This window comes from Streptomyces sp. NPDC002911 (assembly GCF_053591835.1).
On record NZ_JBSFUO010000004.1, the window covers coordinates 378,009 to 395,342 of the forward strand.

22 protein-coding genes are annotated in these 17,334 nt (G+C 70.9%); 8 read left to right on the forward strand and 14 right to left on the reverse strand.

Annotation, left to right across the window (positions count from 1 at the left end):
• Positions 1 to 26: 26 nt before the first annotated feature.
• On the reverse strand, positions 27 to 704 hold the full coding sequence (locus tag ACWD04_RS09680) for an RsiG family protein (RefSeq protein ID WP_451129869.1): 678 nt from the start codon (positions 702 to 704) through the stop codon (positions 27 to 29).
• Between the two features lie 115 nt (positions 705 to 819).
• Between ACWD04_RS09680 and dtd the strand changes: the two genes are divergently transcribed.
• Positions 820 to 1,269, forward strand: a complete 450-nt coding sequence (gene dtd, locus ACWD04_RS09685) for a D-aminoacyl-tRNA deacylase (RefSeq protein ID WP_451129871.1) — start codon at positions 820 to 822, stop codon at positions 1,267 to 1,269.
• A 39-nt stretch (positions 1,270 to 1,308) separates the two neighbouring features.
• Here dtd and ygfZ read toward each other — a convergent pair whose 3' ends face one another.
• The 4 genes from ygfZ to ACWD04_RS09705 form a co-directional block, all read right to left on the reverse strand.
• Positions 1,309 to 2,274 carry a CAF17-like 4Fe-4S cluster assembly/insertion protein YgfZ gene (gene ygfZ / locus ACWD04_RS09690; RefSeq protein WP_451129873.1) on the reverse strand — a complete coding sequence of 322 codons (966 nt, stop codon included), beginning with the start codon at positions 2,272 to 2,274 and terminating at the stop codon, positions 1,309 to 1,311.
• Positions 2,275 to 2,304: 30 nt separating this feature from the next.
• A complete protein-coding gene (locus tag ACWD04_RS09695) occupies positions 2,305 to 2,766 on the reverse strand; it encodes a Fur family transcriptional regulator (RefSeq protein ID WP_451129875.1) in 462 nt (153 codons plus the stop codon).
• Between the two features lie 24 nt (positions 2,767 to 2,790).
• Entirely contained in the window at positions 2,791 to 2,952 is a 162-nt protein-coding gene (locus tag ACWD04_RS09700; RefSeq protein WP_451129877.1) for a hypothetical protein, read from the reverse strand.
• Positions 2,953 to 3,229: 277 nt separating this feature from the next.
• Positions 3,230 to 3,802 (reverse strand): FABP family protein, encoded by a 573-nt coding sequence (locus tag ACWD04_RS09705; RefSeq protein WP_451129879.1) that lies wholly within the window; start codon positions 3,800 to 3,802, stop codon positions 3,230 to 3,232.
• Positions 3,803 to 4,405: 603 nt separating this feature from the next.
• Here ACWD04_RS09705 and ACWD04_RS09710 point away from each other — a divergent pair.
• Positions 4,406 to 4,768 carry a DsrE family protein gene (locus ACWD04_RS09710; protein WP_451129881.1) on the forward strand — a complete coding sequence of 121 codons (363 nt, stop codon included), beginning with the start codon at positions 4,406 to 4,408 and terminating at the stop codon, positions 4,766 to 4,768.
• Positions 4,769 to 4,795: 27 nt separating this feature from the next.
• On the opposite strand, the gene ACWD04_RS09715 is transcribed toward ACWD04_RS09710, so the two are convergent.
• From ACWD04_RS09715 to ACWD04_RS09750, 8 genes are all read right to left on the reverse strand, one after another.
• The gene (locus ACWD04_RS09715; protein ID WP_451129883.1) at positions 4,796 to 5,170 is read right to left on the reverse strand and encodes a DUF3099 domain-containing protein; all 375 of its coding nucleotides are present in this window, start codon (positions 5,168 to 5,170) and stop codon (positions 4,796 to 4,798) included.
• Between the two features lie 120 nt (positions 5,171 to 5,290).
• The gene (locus ACWD04_RS09720) at positions 5,291 to 5,578 is read right to left on the reverse strand and encodes a DUF1416 domain-containing protein (RefSeq protein ID WP_014154938.1); all 288 of its coding nucleotides are present in this window, start codon (positions 5,576 to 5,578) and stop codon (positions 5,291 to 5,293) included.
• Between the two features lie 48 nt (positions 5,579 to 5,626).
• On the reverse strand, positions 5,627 to 6,472 hold the full coding sequence (locus ACWD04_RS09725) for a sulfurtransferase (RefSeq protein WP_451129885.1): 846 nt from the start codon (positions 6,470 to 6,472) through the stop codon (positions 5,627 to 5,629).
• Between the two features lie 150 nt (positions 6,473 to 6,622).
• Complete coding sequence (locus ACWD04_RS09730) at positions 6,623 to 6,703, reverse strand: putative leader peptide (protein WP_350310325.1); 81 nt, start codon at positions 6,701 to 6,703, stop codon at positions 6,623 to 6,625.
• Positions 6,704 to 6,950: 247 nt separating this feature from the next.
• Entirely contained in the window at positions 6,951 to 7,646 is a 696-nt protein-coding gene (locus ACWD04_RS09735) for an LmeA family phospholipid-binding protein (protein WP_451129887.1), read from the reverse strand.
• A 167-nt stretch (positions 7,647 to 7,813) separates the two neighbouring features.
• Positions 7,814 to 9,037: a hypothetical protein gene (locus tag ACWD04_RS09740; protein ID WP_451129889.1), complete on the reverse strand. Its 1,224-nt coding sequence runs from the start codon at positions 9,035 to 9,037 to the stop codon at positions 7,814 to 7,816.
• Positions 9,038 to 9,047: 10 nt separating this feature from the next.
• Complete coding sequence (locus ACWD04_RS09745; protein ID WP_099174183.1) at positions 9,048 to 9,302, reverse strand: MoaD/ThiS family protein; 255 nt, start codon at positions 9,300 to 9,302, stop codon at positions 9,048 to 9,050.
• Between the two features lie 41 nt (positions 9,303 to 9,343).
• Entirely contained in the window at positions 9,344 to 10,306 is a 963-nt protein-coding gene (locus ACWD04_RS09750; protein ID WP_451129891.1) for an alpha/beta hydrolase, read from the reverse strand.
• Positions 10,307 to 10,603: 297 nt separating this feature from the next.
• On the opposite strand from ACWD04_RS09750, the gene ACWD04_RS09755 reads away from it, so the two are divergent.
• The 6 genes from ACWD04_RS09755 to ACWD04_RS09780 all read left to right on the forward strand — a co-directional run bounded on the left by ACWD04_RS09755 (position 10,604) and on the right by ACWD04_RS09780 (position 16,145).
• Positions 10,604 to 11,407, forward strand: coding sequence for a response regulator transcription factor (locus tag ACWD04_RS09755; RefSeq protein ID WP_451129893.1), 804 nt, complete (start codon positions 10,604 to 10,606; stop codon positions 11,405 to 11,407).
• Between the two features lie 24 nt (positions 11,408 to 11,431).
• The gene (locus ACWD04_RS09760; RefSeq protein WP_451129895.1) at positions 11,432 to 12,475 is read left to right on the forward strand and encodes a LacI family DNA-binding transcriptional regulator; all 1,044 of its coding nucleotides are present in this window, start codon (positions 11,432 to 11,434) and stop codon (positions 12,473 to 12,475) included.
• A gap of 94 nt (positions 12,476 to 12,569) precedes the next feature.
• Positions 12,570 to 13,751 carry a S1C family serine protease gene (locus ACWD04_RS09765; protein ID WP_451129897.1) on the forward strand — a complete coding sequence of 394 codons (1,182 nt, stop codon included), beginning with the start codon at positions 12,570 to 12,572 and terminating at the stop codon, positions 13,749 to 13,751.
• Positions 13,752 to 13,764: 13 nt separating this feature from the next.
• Positions 13,765 to 13,950 carry a hypothetical protein gene (locus ACWD04_RS09770; RefSeq protein ID WP_451129899.1) on the forward strand — a complete coding sequence of 62 codons (186 nt, stop codon included), beginning with the start codon at positions 13,765 to 13,767 and terminating at the stop codon, positions 13,948 to 13,950.
• A gap of 45 nt (positions 13,951 to 13,995) precedes the next feature.
• Positions 13,996 to 14,727: a response regulator transcription factor gene (locus tag ACWD04_RS09775; protein WP_451129901.1), complete on the forward strand. Its 732-nt coding sequence runs from the start codon at positions 13,996 to 13,998 to the stop codon at positions 14,725 to 14,727.
• Positions 14,724 to 16,145, forward strand: a complete 1,422-nt coding sequence (locus ACWD04_RS09780) for a sensor histidine kinase (RefSeq protein WP_451129903.1) — start codon at positions 14,724 to 14,726, stop codon at positions 16,143 to 16,145. The genes ACWD04_RS09775 and ACWD04_RS09780 overlap by 4 nt, the downstream gene beginning before the upstream one ends.
• A gap of 269 nt (positions 16,146 to 16,414) precedes the next feature.
• On the opposite strand, the gene ACWD04_RS09785 is transcribed toward ACWD04_RS09780, so the two are convergent.
• A complete protein-coding gene (locus ACWD04_RS09785; RefSeq protein ID WP_451129905.1) occupies positions 16,415 to 17,308 on the reverse strand; it encodes a phosphatidylinositol-specific phospholipase C in 894 nt (297 codons plus the stop codon).
• Between the last annotated feature and the right edge of the window lie 26 nt (positions 17,309 to 17,334).

The window sequence follows — 17,334 nt, forward strand, 5'->3', positions numbered from 1 at the left end:
CGTGACCCACCCCCGGAAGGGTCGCTTCAGGCGAGCAGGTCCTGTACTTGTGCTTCTCCGTCACGGTACCTGCGGGCGATCTCCGCGCTGCAATCGTCGACGGTCCGCTGGAGCCGGTGACGACGCCGGGACACCCGCTGCTCGTAGCGGACCAGCCGTCCCATGGCCGTGAGGAGCTCGTCGTCAGTCCGGGCGTCGAGGTCGGAGAGCTCGACCTCCGCGAGCGTGTCCGCCGCCAGCTGCCGGTACTCCTCGCTGCGAGGCGTGGTGAGAGTGACGTGCCGCACCGAGGAGCGGTGGACGGACGGGGTGTCGGCCAGGATCTCCGAGAGCCGGTCCACCACAGGCGACTCGGGTCCCACCCGGCGGGCCAGCTCGGCGCGCAGGATGTCGATCCGTCCCTGGACGAGACGGCGCACGTAGCTGAGGTCCGCCTCGTCGCGCCGGGCGTCACGGCGCAAGGTGCGCAGCTCCGGCAGCCTCAGTCCGCCGAATTCGGGCTGGGGACGCACGGCGGCCAGTCCCTCGACCGCACCGCCGCCGGTCTGCCCGGGCACGGACACCACTGCGGGCAGCTGTACGGGCGGCGGGGTGGGCGGCCGCCCGGCCACCACACCGGTCCGCTGCACAGGCGGCCGCGGGTCGGCGGCTGTACGTGTCACTGGTACGGCGCCGGGTGCTGGCCCGGTTCCACGTGTCGTCATGATGTTCCGTCCCCTCGACCGGTGCGTCGGCACACCGACACCGTGCATGGTGCCACTACGCACGGTGTTCACGCAGGTGCTCTGTACCCGTTCAGCCCAAGATAGGTTGGTCTGTATGCGTGCAGTGATACAGAGAGTGGACGGCGCGACCGTCACCGTGGCCGGCGCCGCGGACGACGCGTCGGAGACCGGAACGGTCGGCAAGATCGTCGGCGAGGGCCTGTGTGTGCTGGTGGGGGTCACTCACGGGGACACCGTGGAGAAGGCGGCACAACTCGCCAGGAAACTGTGGACCCTGCGGATCCTCGAGGGCGAGAAGTCCTGCTCGGACGCGAATGCACCGCTTTTGGTCATTTCGCAGTTCACTCTCTACGGGGACGCCAGGAAGGGCCGCAGGCCCACGTGGAACGCGGCCGCGCCGGGCGACGTCGCCGAGCCGCTGGTCGACGAGGTGGTGGCACAGCTGCGGGCGCTCGGCGCGCAGGTGGAGACGGGCCGGTTCGGAGCGGACATGCGGGTCTCGCTCACGAACCACGGCCCGTTCACCGTACTGGTCGAGGTATAGCAAGGCGGGCAGCGCGACTGGACGGCCGCGCGTAGCCCCCTACGGCTCGACGACCGTCTCCTGGGCCGCCGCGGTGTCACCCGCGATCAGTTCCGCGTCCACCGCGACATTCCGCTTCACCAGCGCCAGGGCGATCGGCCCCAGCTCGTGGTGACGGGCCGAGGTGGTGATGAAACCGAGCTGCCTGCCCTCCTCACCGTCGGCGGCGAGCCGGACCGGAGTCCCGTGGCCGGGCAGATGGACCTCGCTGCCGTCGAGGTGCAGGAAGACGAGGCGGCGCGGCGGCTTCCCCAGGTTCTGGACACGGGCGACCGTCTCCTGGCCCCGGTAGCAGCCCTTCTGGAGATGTACGGCGCTGCCGATCCAGCCCAGCTCGTGCGGGATGGTGCGGTGGTCGGTCTCGAAGCCCAGACGCGGGCGGTGCGCCTCGACGCGCAGCGCCTCGTACGCCAGGATCCCGGCCACCGGGCCGTGCGCGGCCGCGTACGTCTCCAGATCGGCGCGGGGCAGGAAGAGGTCGCGGCCGTGCGCCGTCTCCCGTACGGCGGCGCCGTCCGGAACCTCGGCGATGGAACCGGCCGGCAGATGCACGACGGCGATGTCCTCGGTGCGGTCGGCGACCTCGACCCGGTAGAAGAACTTCATCGACTCCAGGTACGCGATCAGCTCACCCTGGGTCTCCGGCTCGGCGTGCATCCACACCGTCGTGCCGTCGTCGACCAGATAGAGGGCGTGCTCGATGTGCCCGTTGGCGGAGAGGATCAGCGCCTCGGTCGCCTGGTGCGGCGCGAGGTCGCTGACGTGCTGGGTGAGCAGCAGGTGCAGCCAGGCCAGCCGGTCGTCGCCGGTGACGGTGACGACCCCGCGGTGCGAGAGGTCGACGAGGCCGCCGCCGTCGGCGAGTGCGCGTTGTTCACGGAACAGGTCGCCGTAGTGCGCGGCGACGCCTTCGTCGCGCCCCTCGGCGGGGACGGCGCCGGGCAGGGACAGCAAGGGGCTCTTCATGCGACCAGCGTACGACCCGGGCGGACATCCCTACCGCGCGCTACCGGGTCCCTCCTCCGGGCCGGCCTGTGCCGCCTTCGCCGCACAGTCGGCGCAGCGCCCGAAGATCGCGAAGTGTTTCATGTCGGTCTCGAAGCCGAACGCACCCCGCAGCTTCGCTGTGAAGTCGGCCACCACGTCGACATCGGCCTCGATGACGTTCGTACAGTCCCGGCAGACGAGATGGATGTGGTGGTGACGGTCCGCCAGGTGATACGTCGGGGCGCCGTGCCCCAGGTGCGCATGGCTGACCAGCCCGAGCTCCTCCAGGAGCTCCAGGGTCCGGTAGACGGTGGAGATGTTCACCCCCGACGCCGTCCTGCGCACCTCGCAGAGGATGTCGTCGGGGGTCGCGTGCTCCAGGGTGTCGACGGCCTCCAGGACAAGCTGACGCTGAGGCGTCAGCCGGTAGCCACGCTGCCGAAGATCGGTCTTCCAGTCGGTGCTCACCACAGGCCCAGTGTAGGAGCAGCCGGCTCATTCCCGCGGCCCTGGCTGCTGTCCGCTCATCAGTCGTCCCGCCAGGGAGTCGCGCAGCAGCGCTGTCGTACGTGAGATCTCCTCGTGCACCCGGATCTTCTCGTCCAGGGCACCGAGCAGGGATCCGATCCGCCGCTGTGCGCAGGCCGCCCTGAGCACGGCTTATGAACCCCCGGTCGCGGGCAATGCGACTGGGGGTTCCGCGTTCCCCGGACCCAGGAGATCTGGAGCTCCGCACCTGTGACCACCGCAGCGAGCCACACTCCTCAGACGTAAGCGCATTGCAGTACACAAGTAATCCGGAAACCCCCCTCCCGTCGCTCACCCCGTCACCCTCGCGGCCCCTCGTACGGACCGTTGCGCCCCCCGTCACGCGCGTGAGCCCCCGGCACGGAGGTGCCGGGGGCTCACGCGTGAAGAGGAAAGTGCGTTACCGCTACTTGAAGAACGCGATGCCGTCGTCCGGCATGTCCCCGAGGCTCTTGGCCATCGCGGCGACCTCTTCCGGGGTGACGACCTTCTTCAGGTGCGCCGACATGTACGGCCGCAGCTCCACGTCGGGGGTGGCCTTCTCACCGACCCACATCAGGTCGCTGTTCACATAGCCGTAGAGGCGCTTGCCGCCGCTGTACGGGCCGGAGGCCGCGGTGCGGGCGACCGCGTCGGTGACGACGTCGATCTGCGGCTTCTGCTTGGCCAGCTCGCCGTACCAGACCTCGACGATGCCCTGGTCGCGAACCATGACGATCTCGACCTTGCGGTCCTTGTCGATGCGCCAGTAGCCGGACTCGGACTCCAGCGGCTTGACCTGCTTGCCCTCGGAATCCAGCACCCAGGAGTGCGAGACGTACTCGAGGAAGTCGCGGCCGTCGTGGCTGAAGGTGACTTCCTGGCCGAAGTTGCACTTCTCGGCGCCGGGGAAGTCGGAGACGCCCGCACCCGCCCAGTTGCCGAGGAGGAAGGCCAGCGGCACGAGGTCCGGATGGAGGTCGGACGGAATCTCGATCATGAGCGGCTCAGACGATCTGTGAGGGTGTACGGAAGGTGTTCAGGCGAGGGTCAGCGCTGGCCCTGGTACAGCTTCTTCACGGCCACGGCCGAGAAGGCGAGCACGCCGACACAGACCAGGACCAGCAGGGCGGAGAAGAAAACCTCAAGCACGGGAGCTCCTCGGGACGAACGACATGACGGCAGCAGGCGACCGGGCCCCCAGCCTAATGGGTGGGGGCCCGGCACGACGGCCCGGGGTTTCCCCCGGGCGCGGTCGGCGCAGCCCAGCAGCCGGTCCCGCAGACGGCGGCCTGGTGGAACGGAACGGTCTCCGTGCCGCCCGCGCCCTTGGCCGCCGCTCAGCCTGGATGTCGTAGCCGACGGCCGTGCCACCGGAGGGGCCGACCAGGCCGGCGACGGCGATCAGCGGGGTCGTACGGCTTCGCGGACACGGGCACCCGGGCGGGGACGGCGGCGGGTCGGCCGGCACGCCGGATTCGGGTCGCTCGGTTCCGGAACGGTCCTCGCATGAGACCTGAGGCGCGGGATTCCATCACCTGCGCACACGACTGATCCACGGGTCACAGGGGAGGTCGTCCGGCCGAGGATTACAGTTCGGTTCATGCCGAAGAAGCTCGTGATCAAGGTGACCGCCGGAGCCGATGCCCCCGAGCGCTGCTCGCAGGCCTTCACCGTGGCAGCCGTGGCCGTCGCCAGCGGGGTCGAGGTCTCGCTGTGGCTGACCGGCGAGTCCGCCTGGTTCGCCCTGCCGGGGCGCGCCGCCGAATTCGAACTGCCGCACTCCGCGCCGTTGCCCGATCTGGTCGACTCGATCCTGGCGGGCGGCGGGATCACTCTCTGCACCCAGTGCGCGGCGCGGCGCGACATCACGGAGAAGGACGTCCTGGAGGGCGTGCGGATCGCCGGCGCCCAGGTCTTCGTACAGGAGGCCATGGCGGACGGTACCCAGGCCCTCGTCTACTGACGTCCACCGGTCCGGATGGCCGTCGGCCTACCGACGGCGGTTCCTGCCGTCGAGCTCGTCCCACCAGGCGTCCGACGTCGGATCGCCCGTGGGCTCCTCCCGGGGCGGGCGAGGCCGGGGCTCCCTGCGCGGGACGTCCGGGGACCGGATGTCCGGAGGCACGATGTCCGGAGGCGGGGAGGACCGGGGCCGGTCTTCGGGCGGAGGCTCGTCCCACCAACGGTCCTCAGGCCCCCGGCGGTTGGCGACGATCGCCGCGACGGGCGGTATGACCATGGCGAGCACGCACATCGCCACGGCCACCGGGACGGACCACAGACGCACGAAGGCCCAGGCGGAGACGAAGAGAAAAAGGCATGCGCCCATCATCCAGAAATAGGCGCGCCTGCGCCGGGCGTACATGTCTCCAGCGTAGAGCTCTCGGACGCGGAGACGCATGCGGACGGCGGGAAGGGCCGCACCCCTGTGCAGGTGGCGTCCAACCCCCTGGGGTGCGGCCCTCCGGCCGTGAGCGTGCGTGAACTACACGGCGATGGCGACCTCGGCGAGGCCACCGGTCTGCGCCACGACCGTACGGTCGGCGGTGCCGCCCGGAACCAGGGCGCGGAGCGTCCAGGTGCCCTCGGCCGCGTAGAAGCGGAACTGTCCGGTCGCCGAGGTCGGGACCTCGGCGGTGAACTCACCGGTCGAGTCCAGCAGACGGACGTAGCCGGTGACGGGCTCGCCGTCGCGGGTCACGCTGCCCTGGATGGTCGTCTCGCCCGGCTTGATCGTCGAAGCGTCGGGGCCGCCGGCCTGTGCTCCACACATGGTGTTCTGTCCTTCTGGTCGGGGTCCTGCTGATCGGGTCCTGCGGAATTACTTGTTGGCGCCGAGCTCGATCGGCACGCCCACGAGGGAGCCGTACTCGGTCCACGAACCGTCGTAGTTCTTGACGTTGTCGACGCCGAGCAGCTCGTGCAGCACGAACCAGGTCAGGGCCGAGCGCTCACCGATGCGGCAGAGCGCGATGGTGTCCTTCGACAGGTCGACCTGCTCGTCCTCGTAGAGGGCCTTGAGCTCGTCGTCCGACTTGAAGGTGCCGTCGTCGTTGGCGTTCTTCGACCACGGGATGTTGCGCGAGCTCGGCACGTGGCCGGGGCGCTGCGACTGCTCCTGCGGGAGGTGCGCCGGGGCGAGCAGCTTGCCGCTGAACTCGTCGGGCGACCGCACGTCGACGATGTTCTGGCTGCCGATCGCGGCGACGACGTCGTCACGGTAGGCGCGGATCGACTCGTCCTGGGGCTTGGCCTTGTACTGGGTGGCCGGGCGGGACGGGATCTGGTCGCCGTCCACCAGGTCGCGGGAGTCGAGCTCCCACTTCTTGCGGCCGCCGTCGAGCAGGCGGACGTCCTGGTGGCCGTAGAGCTTGAAGTACCAGAAGGCGTAGGACGCGAACCAGTTGTTGTTGCCGCCGTAGAGGACGACCGTGGTGTCGTTCCCGATGCCCTTCTCGGACAGGAGCTTCTCGAAGCCGGCCTGGTCGATGAAGTCGCGGCGGACCGGGTCCTGGAGGTCCTTGGTCCAGTCGATCCGGATCGCGTTCTTGATGTGGTTCTTCTCGTACGCCGAGGTGTCCTCGTCGACCTCGACGATGGCGACCTGCGGGTCCTCGATGCGGGCCTCGACCCAGTCGGCGTCGACCAGAACGTCTGCGCGGCTCATGTGTTTCTCCTCCGGGGCAGTCTGCGGCGGGGTGGTGCGGTGTGCGGGGTGCGAGGTGTACGCGCAGGTGCTTGGAGCGGAACGCGTACGGGAGGCACGGGTTCGGCCCTGACATCGTCGAAGGGCCGGGGAAACGGGAAAAGGTCCCGCTCAGAAGGTGCGACAGAGCATGGCGGCGACGCGGCACAGGTCTACTGCCCGCCGCTTCGTGAGGTCCGCCTGTCGCTTCATGCGTCCGATCGTAGGGAGGTACGGGCGGAGATGTCACCGTCGTGTCGAATGATGAGACACGATCGTCCACCATGCGAGACGCGCAAGCCCCCGAAGGCTCCGGCGGCCGTCGGCGGGCGGCCTGAGACCGATACCCATCTACGGAACGGACGGACCCGTCTCAATATCCGGATCGGACGTCCGTCCGTCTCCGCGGGCCCCTACCCCACCCTGCCGCGGGTTATCCGTGGCCGCTCCAGGCCGCCCGTCATCCCGCCAGTCGGATGTCGGCACCGGTCAGCGATATCTCCAGGCCGCCCGGCGCCGCCTCGATCCTCTCCAGCTTCAGGCCGTCGGGCAGTCCGCCGATCCCGCGCTCGAAGTCGGTCTTCTTCCTGACCAGGTCCTCCAGGCCGGGAACGCCCTCGCCCGGGACCTCGTCGGCGCGCACCTTGACGGTGTCGCCGTCGACCAGGGAGACCGTGGAGAGCACGCTGCGCGTGACCGTCTGCTCCAGCATCGGGATCCGCGCCGTCCCGGTGACCTTGACCTTGCCGTCGCCGCCGTAGGCGACCGTGACACCGTCGTCGGCCGCCTCGGTGAGGGCGGCGTACGGGATGACGGCCGTCCCGGTGGCCCGGGAGGCCGTCACGCTGGTGTAACCGGCACCCAGCGTCACCTGCCGGAGTTGGGCCTGGATCTCACTGATCCGTATCTCCCGTCCGGCCGCGTTGGCGCGGATGTCCTTGACCGTGACGTCGACGCGGTCGAGCTCGGACCCGGCCACCTGGGTCAGGAAGGGAAAGCCCTTGATCGAGACCTCGGTCGAACCGGCCTCGGCGCCGCCGAAAGCGACCCGCCCCTCGGCCTCCGACTCCGCGAAATACACGGCGGCGCGGTCCACGGCGACGAAGACGCCGCCCAGCACCACGGCGATGATCAGCAGTATTCGCAGTGCTCGCATGCCTGTTGTTCCCCCACTCGGACGTACCTGACCCCTGGTGCGCGTGAGACTACTGCCGCAGCGCGGCGTGCCCCGAGTGATCGACGAGCGGGAGGCCCGGCCAGTTCCCCGTGGACGGAGACGGGGACGGCGGCGGGAGTGAGGGAACGTCGGAAACGTCCGGTACATCAGGCGATGGCACGGCCGATCAGATAGACGGCGGGAGCCGCGGCGGTGAGCGGCAGCGCCACCCCTGCCGTCATGTGCACGAAGCGGGACGGGTAGTCGTAGCTCGCGACCCGCAGGCCGATCAGCGCACAGCAGCCGGCGGCGAAGCCGAGGAACGCGGCCTGCGCGCCGAAGTCGGTGAACGCTCCGGCGACCGCACCCGCGCCGGCCGAGGCGAGGAGCGCCGCGCCGACGGAGACCGGTCCGGGCAGCGGCAGGGCCCTGACGAGCACGGCCACGGCGACCGCGATGCCGCCCACCGTCACCGCGCCCGGGACGGCCGCGAGGTGTCCGGCGGCCAGCACGGCGAGCGCGGTCGACGCGACTGTGGCCGTCAGGCCGTACATCCGCTCATCGGCCCCGGCCCGGCTGCGCAGCTGAAGGACCAGGGTGAGCAGCACCCAGACACCGAGCGTGCCGAGGAGGGCCGCCGGGCCGTTGCTCCGGCCCGCCACGAGCAGCACCGCATCGGCCACGACACCACCGGCGAACGCGAGCGCGATGCCCTGCCTGGCCGGCCACATGCCGTTGAGCCGGAACCACCCCGCGGCCGTCACGGCTTGGAGCAGTACCAGGGGCACGAGCAGGGCGTACGCCCCGATCGCGGCGCCGAGCGCGAGCAGCAGGCCGAGGCCGGCGGTGATCGCGGCGGGCAGCATCCCCGGCGCGATGATCGGAGAACGGCCCTCGGCGCGGGCCCGCTGAGCGTCGGTGATCCGGCTGTTGCCCAGGGTGGTGGGCGCACTGTAGTCCGAGCCGTCGGGCGCGGCGGCCGGAGCCACCGCCGGGGCGGGTGGGGCTTCGGAGGCTGCCGGGACCACCGGGACCTCGGGCGGCAGTGGGTAGCCGCCCCGGGCGGCCTGACCGGCGGCGGGAGCGGGCGCCGCGGCCTGCTGCGGCTGGATCGCCGGCTGATACCGGGTGTCCCAGGTCTGGCCCTGCCACGTCTGGGTCTCGCCCTGGTCGGCGGGCTGCTGCGGCGGGAAGGACTGCTGCTGCCCGTAGCCCGGATGCTGGCTCTGCTGCCCGTACGCCGGGTCGTACTGCTGCTGCCCCTGGTATTGCTGCGCGTGTCCCGGGTCGTACTGCTGCGCGTGTCCCGGGTCGTACTGCTGCGCGTGTCCCGGGTCGTACTGCTGCGCGTGTCCCGGGTCGTACGGATACTGCTGATCGCTGTTGCTCATGGTCTGCGGTTCACCCTCCTGCGAACGGCGGGAGCACCTCGACCGTGCCGCCCTCGGCAAGCCGTACGGTCTCATGACCTCGGGTCCCCACGGGATTCCCGTCGATCAGGAACGAGCATCTGAGCAGTACGCGCGTCAGCTCACCGGGGTGCCGCTCGCGCACCCCGTCGAGCGCCTCGGCGAGTGTCTCCGCCGTGTACGGCTCCTCCGCGGTCCCTGCGGCGGCCTTGGCCGCGGCCCAGTAGCGGATCGTCCCCGCTGCCATGGCGGCACCCCCTTTCGTCGTACGTCGGTGTCCATCATGAATCACGCCGACTCCGTCCAGTCGGCGATACGGGCCAGCAGTTCCCCGTCCGTGGCGTTCTCCGCGTGGCCCATGCCGTGCTCCAGCCAGAGCTCCGCCTCGTCCCCCGCCGCTCCTGCCAGCATCCGCGGGTGGTCCACGGGGAAGTACGGATCCTTGTCGCCGTGCACGATCAGCAGGGGCGCGGTGATCAGCGAAACCGCCTCCACCGGCGAGAGCGGCACCGGGTCCCAGTCCTCACGGTGGATCCGGGTACGGAAGCCGTAGCGGCCGACGAGGCGACCCGCGGGGCGGGTGACGACCCAGTGCAGGCGGCGCATGGGGGCCGTGCCGCGGTAGTACCAGCGGGCAGGGGCGCTCACGGCGACGACCGCGTCCGTGTGCGCGTCCGCGAGGGCATGCGCACGCGCCCCCGAATGCGCCCCCGAGCGCCCGTCGTGCGCTTTTCGCGCCTCAATGCGCCTCGCCACTCGTTCGGACCCTGCCGCCCCCGATTCCTCACTCGCGGACTCAGCGGCTTCCGGCGCCGTATACAGAGCGGCGTGCCGGAGCACCACGGAACCGCCCATCGAGAAGCCGACCGTAACGACGCGCCGGTGTCCCAGCGACCGCGCCCAGGTGACCGCCGCCGCCAGATCCAGCACCTCTCGATCGCCCACCGTGGACCGTCCGCCGGACCTTCCGTGACCCCGGAAGGAAAACGTGATCACGGCCGCACGCTGGGCGAACACCTCGGCGGCCCGCAGCAGCGCCGGCCGGTCGGCGGCGCCGGTGAAGCCGTGCGCGAGGACCACGGCGGTCCCTTCGGGCGCACCGCTCCCAGCGGCTCCGGAACCCGCCGTACACGGGGTGTACACCGCCTCGATACGGACGCCGTCACCGGTCAGCAACGTGGTGCGCCGGGGTACCCGCGTGACCGAGGAAACAGAAGAACTCGGCAGACGCCCCTCGGGCACACAACTCATGTGGGCTATTCTGCTTCGAAGAGGATCCGGGCAAAGCAGCCCCCGGATCCTTTTGTGCTTTCCGAGTGTTGTTACGACAACGTTTCGACAAGCTCAGCGGTCCCCGGGCGGGGAGCCGCACAGTAAAACCGTATGACGGCCGTCGCAGGTGATGGCCGTACGGGAGTACGAAGCAGTGCCGCACTACTCCCCCGGGTCCGACCCGGGAGTGCCCCTCTCGCAGGGAACGAGGAGGACCGACGTAATGGGCGAGCTGAACGTGCACGATCGACCGACGACCCAGGCAGGTGGGCGGCGATGAGTTCACTGCTGCTTCTGACGAATGCCCTTCAACCGTCGACGGAGGTGCTCCCCGCCCTCGGCCTACTGCTGCACAGCGTGCGGGTCGCCCCCGCCGAAGGACCCGCGCTCGTCGACACCCCTGGTGCCGATGTCATTCTCATCGACGGCCGTCGCGACCTCCCCCAGGTGCGGTCGCTCTGCCAGCTGCTGCGGTCCACGGGGCCCGGCTGTCCGCTGATCCTCGTCGTGACGGAGGGCGGCCTCGCGGCCGTCACCGCCGACTGGGGCATCGACGACGTCCTGCTGGACACCGCGGGTCCCGCCGAGGTCGAGGCCCGGCTGCGGCTGGCCACCGGCCGCCAGCAGATCACCGCCGACGACTCCCCCATGGAGATCCGCAACGGGGATCTGTCGGTCGACGAGGCAACCTACAGCGCCAAGCTCAAGGGCCGGGTCCTCGACCTGACCTTCAAGGAATTCGAACTGCTCAAGTACCTCGCGCAGCACCCGGGCCGGGTTTTCACCCGCGCCCAGTTGCTCCAGGAGGTCTGGGGTTACGACTACTTCGGCGGCACCCGCACGGTCGACGTCCACGTACGGCGGCTGCGGGCCAAGCTCGGCCCCGAGCACGAGTCCCTGATCGGCACCGTGCGCAACGTCGGCTACCGCTTCGTCACCCCCGAGAAGGTGGACCGGGCGGCCGAGGAGGCCAAGGCCAGGGAGGCGGCGAAGCCCGCGCGCGAGGAGGGCGCCCGTTCGGAGCAGTCCGCGGAAGCCGAGATCACGGAAGAAGCCCCGGTCCGGCCTGCCAACCGGTAGGTCGATCCGCGTAGACTGCCGCGCGTGGCCAAGGTGACGCGGGACGATGTGGCGAGACTGGCGGGGACCTCGACAGCGGTCGTCAGCTACGTCATCAACAACGGACCGAGGCCGGTTGCCCCGGCCACGCGCGAGCGGGTGCTCGCCGCGATCAAAGAGCTGGGCTACCGGCCCGACCGGGTCGCCCAGGCCATGGCCTCGCGGCGCACCGACCTCATAGGGATGATCGTGCCGGACGCCCGGCAGCCGTTCTTCGCCGAGATGGCACACGCGGTCGAACAGGCGGCGGCCGAGCGCGGGAAAATGGTGCTGGTCGGCAATTCCGACTACCGCGACGAGCGCGAGGTCCACTATCTGCGGGCCTTCCTCGGCATGCGGGTCTCCGGGCTGATCCTGGTCAGCCAGGGACCCAGTGAGCGCGCGGCGGCGGAGATAGAGGCCTGGGACGCCCGCGTCGTCCTGCTGCACGAACGCCCCGAGGCGATCGACGACGTCGCGGTCGTCACCGACGACGTCGGCGGCGCCCAGCTCGCCACCCGCCACCTCCTGGAGCACGGCAACGCCTATGTGGCGTGCCTCGGCGGCATGGAGTCGACCCCGGTGGTCGGTGACCCGGTCGCCGACCACATCGAGGGCTGGCGCCGGGCGATGCAGGAGGCCGGGCTGGCGACGGAGGGCCGGCTCTTCCACGCCCCCTACAACCGCTACGACGCCTACCAGGTGTCCCTGGAGCTGCTCTCCGGCCCCGACAGGCCCCCGGCGATCTTCTGCTCGACGGACGACCAGGCCATCGGGGTGCTGCGGGCCGCGCGCGAGCTGCGGATCGACGTACCGGGCGAGCTCGCGGTCGCGGGCTTCGACGACGTGAAGGAAGCGGGACTGACCGATCCGCCGCTCACGACGGTCTTCTCGGACCGTCCGGCGATGGCCCGGGCAGCGGTGGACCTGGTCCTCGACGACTCACTGCGGGTCTCGGGGCCCCGGCGCGAGCGGCTGAAGCAGTTCCCGTCCGCGCTGGTGGTGCGCCGGTCGTGCGGCTGCGACGAACCGACGGTCACCTCGCCGTAGCGGGGCGCTTCCTTATTTCGGGCATACGAGGTTCTGCCGGGCTTCTCAGGACGTACTCAGACTGCTCTCATGTTCGCTGGCCACTCTCGTAGACATGACCGACAGCCACCGCCCGAGCGGCGAGTACCCGATGTCTCCCTCCCACGACAACGGCTCACACGACAACGGCTCATACGGCAACGGCTCGTACGACAGCGGCTCGTACGACAGCGGTTCGTACGCCGGCGACACCACTTCGCGCGGCGGTGGCGAGGCGGCGGCCTACCCGCCACCGCCGCCGGCCTATCGGCCCGAGCGGCCGGCAGCCGAGGCCCCCGGCGCCACCTACGCCTGGCCCGCCCCGGCACCCCAGCCCGTCGCGGCCGCAAAGGCCCCGAAGCCCGAGCGCCGGGTGAAGCGGCCGCTCGCCCTGCTCGCGGCCGTGGCGATCGCCGCAGCGGCGATCGGCGGCGGCACTGCCACCCTCATCGGCGAGCTCGCCGGCGGAGGCTCCAGCGGCTCCGGCTCCGGGGGCGTCTTCAGCGGCACCACGGTCTCCCAGAGCAGCGCCGGCACCGTCTCCGGTGTGGCGGCGGCCGTGTCGCCGGCCATCGTCGAGATCAGCGCGACGTCCTCGGCGGGCGAGGCCACCGGTTCCGGTGTCGTCATCACGGCGGACGGCGAGATCGTCACCAACAACCACGTCATCTCCGGCGCCTCCGAGGTCAAGGTGGCCCTCAGCACCGGCAAGACGTACACCGCCGATGTCGTCGGCACGGGCCCCGACAAGGACCTGGCGCTGATCAAGCTCCAGGGCGCGAGCGGGCTGAAGACAGCCTCGCTCGGCGACTCCTCCTCGGTGAAGGTCGGCGACCAGGTCGTGGCGATCGGCTCGCCCGAGGGCCTCACCGGCACGGTCACCAGCGGCATCGTCTCGGCGCTGGACCGCGACGTCACGGTCGCCAAGGACGACGAGCAGCCGCAGCAACAGCAGCAACAGGGTGGCCAGAACTGGCCGTTCGAGTTCGGTGGCCAGCAGTTCAACGGCGACACCGGCTCGTCCAGGACGACGTACAAGGCCCTCCAGACCGACGCCTCGCTCAACCCGGGCAACTCCGGTGGCGCCCTGATCAACATGAACGGCGAAATCATCGGCATCAACTCCGCGATGTACTCCCCCAGTTCGACCAGTACCTCGGGCAGCTCGGCAGCGGGCAGCGTGGGCCTCGGCTTCGCCATCCCGGTCAACACCGTCAAGGCCGACCTGGACGCCCTGCGCGCCGGCGACGGCTCCTGACGAGGAGGTCTCCATGAACCCCGGCACCACCCCTGTGGCCACCGGACCGTCCGATCTGGCCCTGCCGCTCGCCCTGGCCACCGAACTGGCCGCGGCTGCCCCCGCCGCGCCCTCTCCCCGCCCACCCGAGGTTCGCGGCGGCGCCGGCCGTGCGGGCCGCCGTGCCGCGCGACGCCGTACGGCGGCCGTGCAAGGCTGAGAGCCCAGCACACAGCACCCCGCACGAAGGAAGAGGACCGAAGCGATGAGCCCCGCCGAGGACGATCCGCAGCGCGTCCTGATCGTCGACGACGAGCCCGCCGTGCGCGAGGCCCTGCAGCGCAGCCTCGCGTTCGAGGGGTACGCAACCGAGGTGGCCGTGGACGGCTACGACGCCCTGTCCAAGGCCGAGTCGTACGCCCCCGACCTGATCGTCCTGGACATCCAGATGCCCCGCATGGACGGCCTCACCGCCGCCCGGCGCATCCGGTCCACCGGGGCGACCACGCCCATCCTGATGCTCACCGCCCGCGACACCGTCGGCGACCGGGTCACCGGCCTCGACGCCGGCGCCGACGACTACCTCGTCAAGCCCTTCGAACTGGACGAGCTCTTCGCCCGCATCCGCGCCCTGCTGCGCCGCAGCTCGTACGCCGCCGCGGCGGGCGGGCCCCTCCCCGACGACGACGTGCTGTCCTTCGCCGACCTCCGCATGGACCTGAACACCCGCGAGGTCACCCGGGGCACCCGCCAGGTGGAGCTCACCCGCACCGAGTTCACTCTCCTGGAGATGTTCCTGGCCCACCCCCGGCAGGTGCTGACCCGCGAGCAGATCCTCAAGGCGGTCTGGGGCTTCGACTTCGAACCCAGCTCCAACTCCCTGGACGTGTACGTGATGTACCTACGCCGCAAGACGGAAGCCGGCGGCGAGCCGCGCCTCGTCCACACCGTGCGGGGCGTCGGCTACGCCCTGCGCTCCGGCGGCGGTGACGGGTGACCGGCCTGCGCCGCCGACTGCGCGCACTGCCGCTCCGTTCACGGCTCGCGATGCTGGTCGCCACGGCGGTCGCGGTGGCGGTGGCGGCCGTGGCCGCAGCGTGCTGGTTCGTGACGCGGGAGCAGCTGGAGCATCAGCTGGACGAGTCGCTGCGCGGCTCCAAGGTGGACCAGCTCTACCTGGCGAACCTGTACGCGTACTGCAAGGGCGACACCTCTGAGGAGCCCCCGCCCCTGCCCAGCGTGACGGTCCAGCTCGTCGACTCCCAGGGCACGGTCTGCGTCGCCCCCGGCACATCAAAGCTGCCGGTGAGCGGCGAGGACCTGGAGGTGGCCAAGCGGCAACGGTCCTACGCCCTGCACTCGGCGACGGCCGAGAACGCCGAGGACATGCGGGTCTACACCTCCCGGCTGGCTGTCCTGGGCCGGGGCCCCGGGGCGGAGTCCGGGAACCTCGCGGTCTCCATCGCCCGCCCCATGAGCGAGGTCACCGACCCGCTCTCCACCCTCGCCTGGGTACTGGTCCTCGTCGCCGGCATCGGCGTCGTCGGCGCGGGTGCGGCCGGGCTGTGGATCGCCCGCACCGGTCTGCGCCCGGTCGACGATCTCGCCCACGCCGTCGCGCACGTGGCCGAGACCGAGGACCTGACCATTCGGATCCCCGCCGAGGGGGAGGACGAGATCGCGCGCCTCTCGCGCTCGTTCAACTCGATGACCAGCTCCCTGGCCACCTCCCGCGACCGTCAGTCGCAGCTCATCGCGGATGCCGGGCACGAGCTGCGCACCCCGCTGACCTCACTCCGTACGAACATCGAGCTCCTGGCCCGCAGCGACGACACCGGCCGCGCGATCCCGCCCGAGGACCGCAAGGCCCTGATGTCCTCGGTCAAGGCCCAGATGACCGAGCTCGCCGCACTCATCGGCGACCTCCAGGAACTCTCCCGCCCCGACGCCGCCCAGCCCGGCCCCCTCCAGGTGGTCGCGCTGCACGACATCACCCGGACCGCCCTCCAGCGCGCCCGCCTGCGCGGCCCGGAGCTCACCATCACCGCCGAGCTCGCCCCCTGGTACGTACGCGCCGAACCGGCGGCTCTGGAGCGGGCGGTCGTCAACGTCCTCGACAACGCGGTGAAGTTCAGCCCGGCCGGCGGGACGATCGACGTCGTTCTCCACCGCGGCGAGCTGACCGTACGGGACCACGGCCCCGGCATCCCGGCCGAGGACCTCCCGCACGTCTTCGACCGCTTCTGGCGCTCCTCCTCGGCCCGCCAGCTCCCCGGCTCCGGCCTCGGCCTGGCCATCGTGGCCCGCACGGTCCAGCACGCCGGGGGCGAGATCGCCCTGAGCCCGGCGGAGGGCGGCGGCACGGTGGCGTCGATCCGGCTGCCGGGGGCACCGACGCCGCCGCCGAGGGCGTGAGGGCGGCCGGGCTCAGCGCCGACGACGGGATTCGGCGGCGAACTGCGCGGCCCCCGAGCACGCCGTAGCGGCCGGACGCGGCGTTATTGGGGGGTTACGGACAGACATCGGGCCAAAACAGGGGGCTGAGTTGTCCGTAACCGCCCAATGACGAAAACCGCGCCTGTGGCAGGCGGTACGTGCGGCGGGATACTCACTGGTCCCGCGCAGGACTGCGGGCGGGGGCTGATCCTCCTGGAACGGCTCGCCGTCCCCGGCGTCGCCACGCCTCAACCGGTCGGGTTGTGCCGTATCAGGGACTCCACCAAGCCCGAACGGGTCGCCGGATAGTCCAGCGGGACGATGCCGAGGCCGGTCCAGCCCGCCGCCTCCGACCCGTCGAGGAACGCGTGCACCTGCGGGTTGAGCCGGTCCGAGTTCGAGCGCGGGGGGAGCAGGGCCGCAGTGCTCACGTAGTTCATGAACAGCTTGCCGGGCTGCTGCGCCGCCTTGCGGAACTGTGCCTCGATCTTGGGGTACTTGGCGAACGGCTCCGCCATGTAGTCGTCCTGGATGTCGAAGAGCGCGGAGTCGGCGTAACGGATGCCGGGCAGACCGCCGTTGTCGGCGAGCAGCACGACCTTGCCGCGGGCCCCGCCCAGGTCCGGGAGCGTGGAGTCGAGGCGGAGGAGCGAGCGCCAGCCCTTGCCGTCGAGGTAGACGTCGAAGATCCGCCGGAACGCGGCATCGCTCTCCTCGGAGTACTCCTGCTTGACCCGCATCAGCACCGTCTCGGACGGACGGGCGGCCAGGAAGTTCCGGCATGCGATCAGGACGTCGTCGAAGTTCAGGTTCTGGTACGACGCTCCGTGGTGGATGGCGAACGCGCCGTCGCTGATCCGGCAGCGCACGTCCAGGAAGCGTATGCCGCTGTCGAGCTGCGCGGCGACGGTGGTGTTCTGACACGCCGTCCAGGGCCCGCCGAACCGCGCGCCCGAGTTGTGTGTTCCCGGGATCGTGAGGCGTTGCAGCGGGGTGGCGTCGGCGATGCCGCCCATCCAGTCCTGGGTGCCGAGGGCACGGCCGGCGGTTGCGACGGCGGGCGTCCCGCCGATGAGGACTCCGGCGGTGGCGGCGAGGGCGCCGGTGAGGAAGGTCCGGCGACTGGCGGTGTACGGGCTCATGCGAGGGAGGCCTCCGTCTGCTGTGG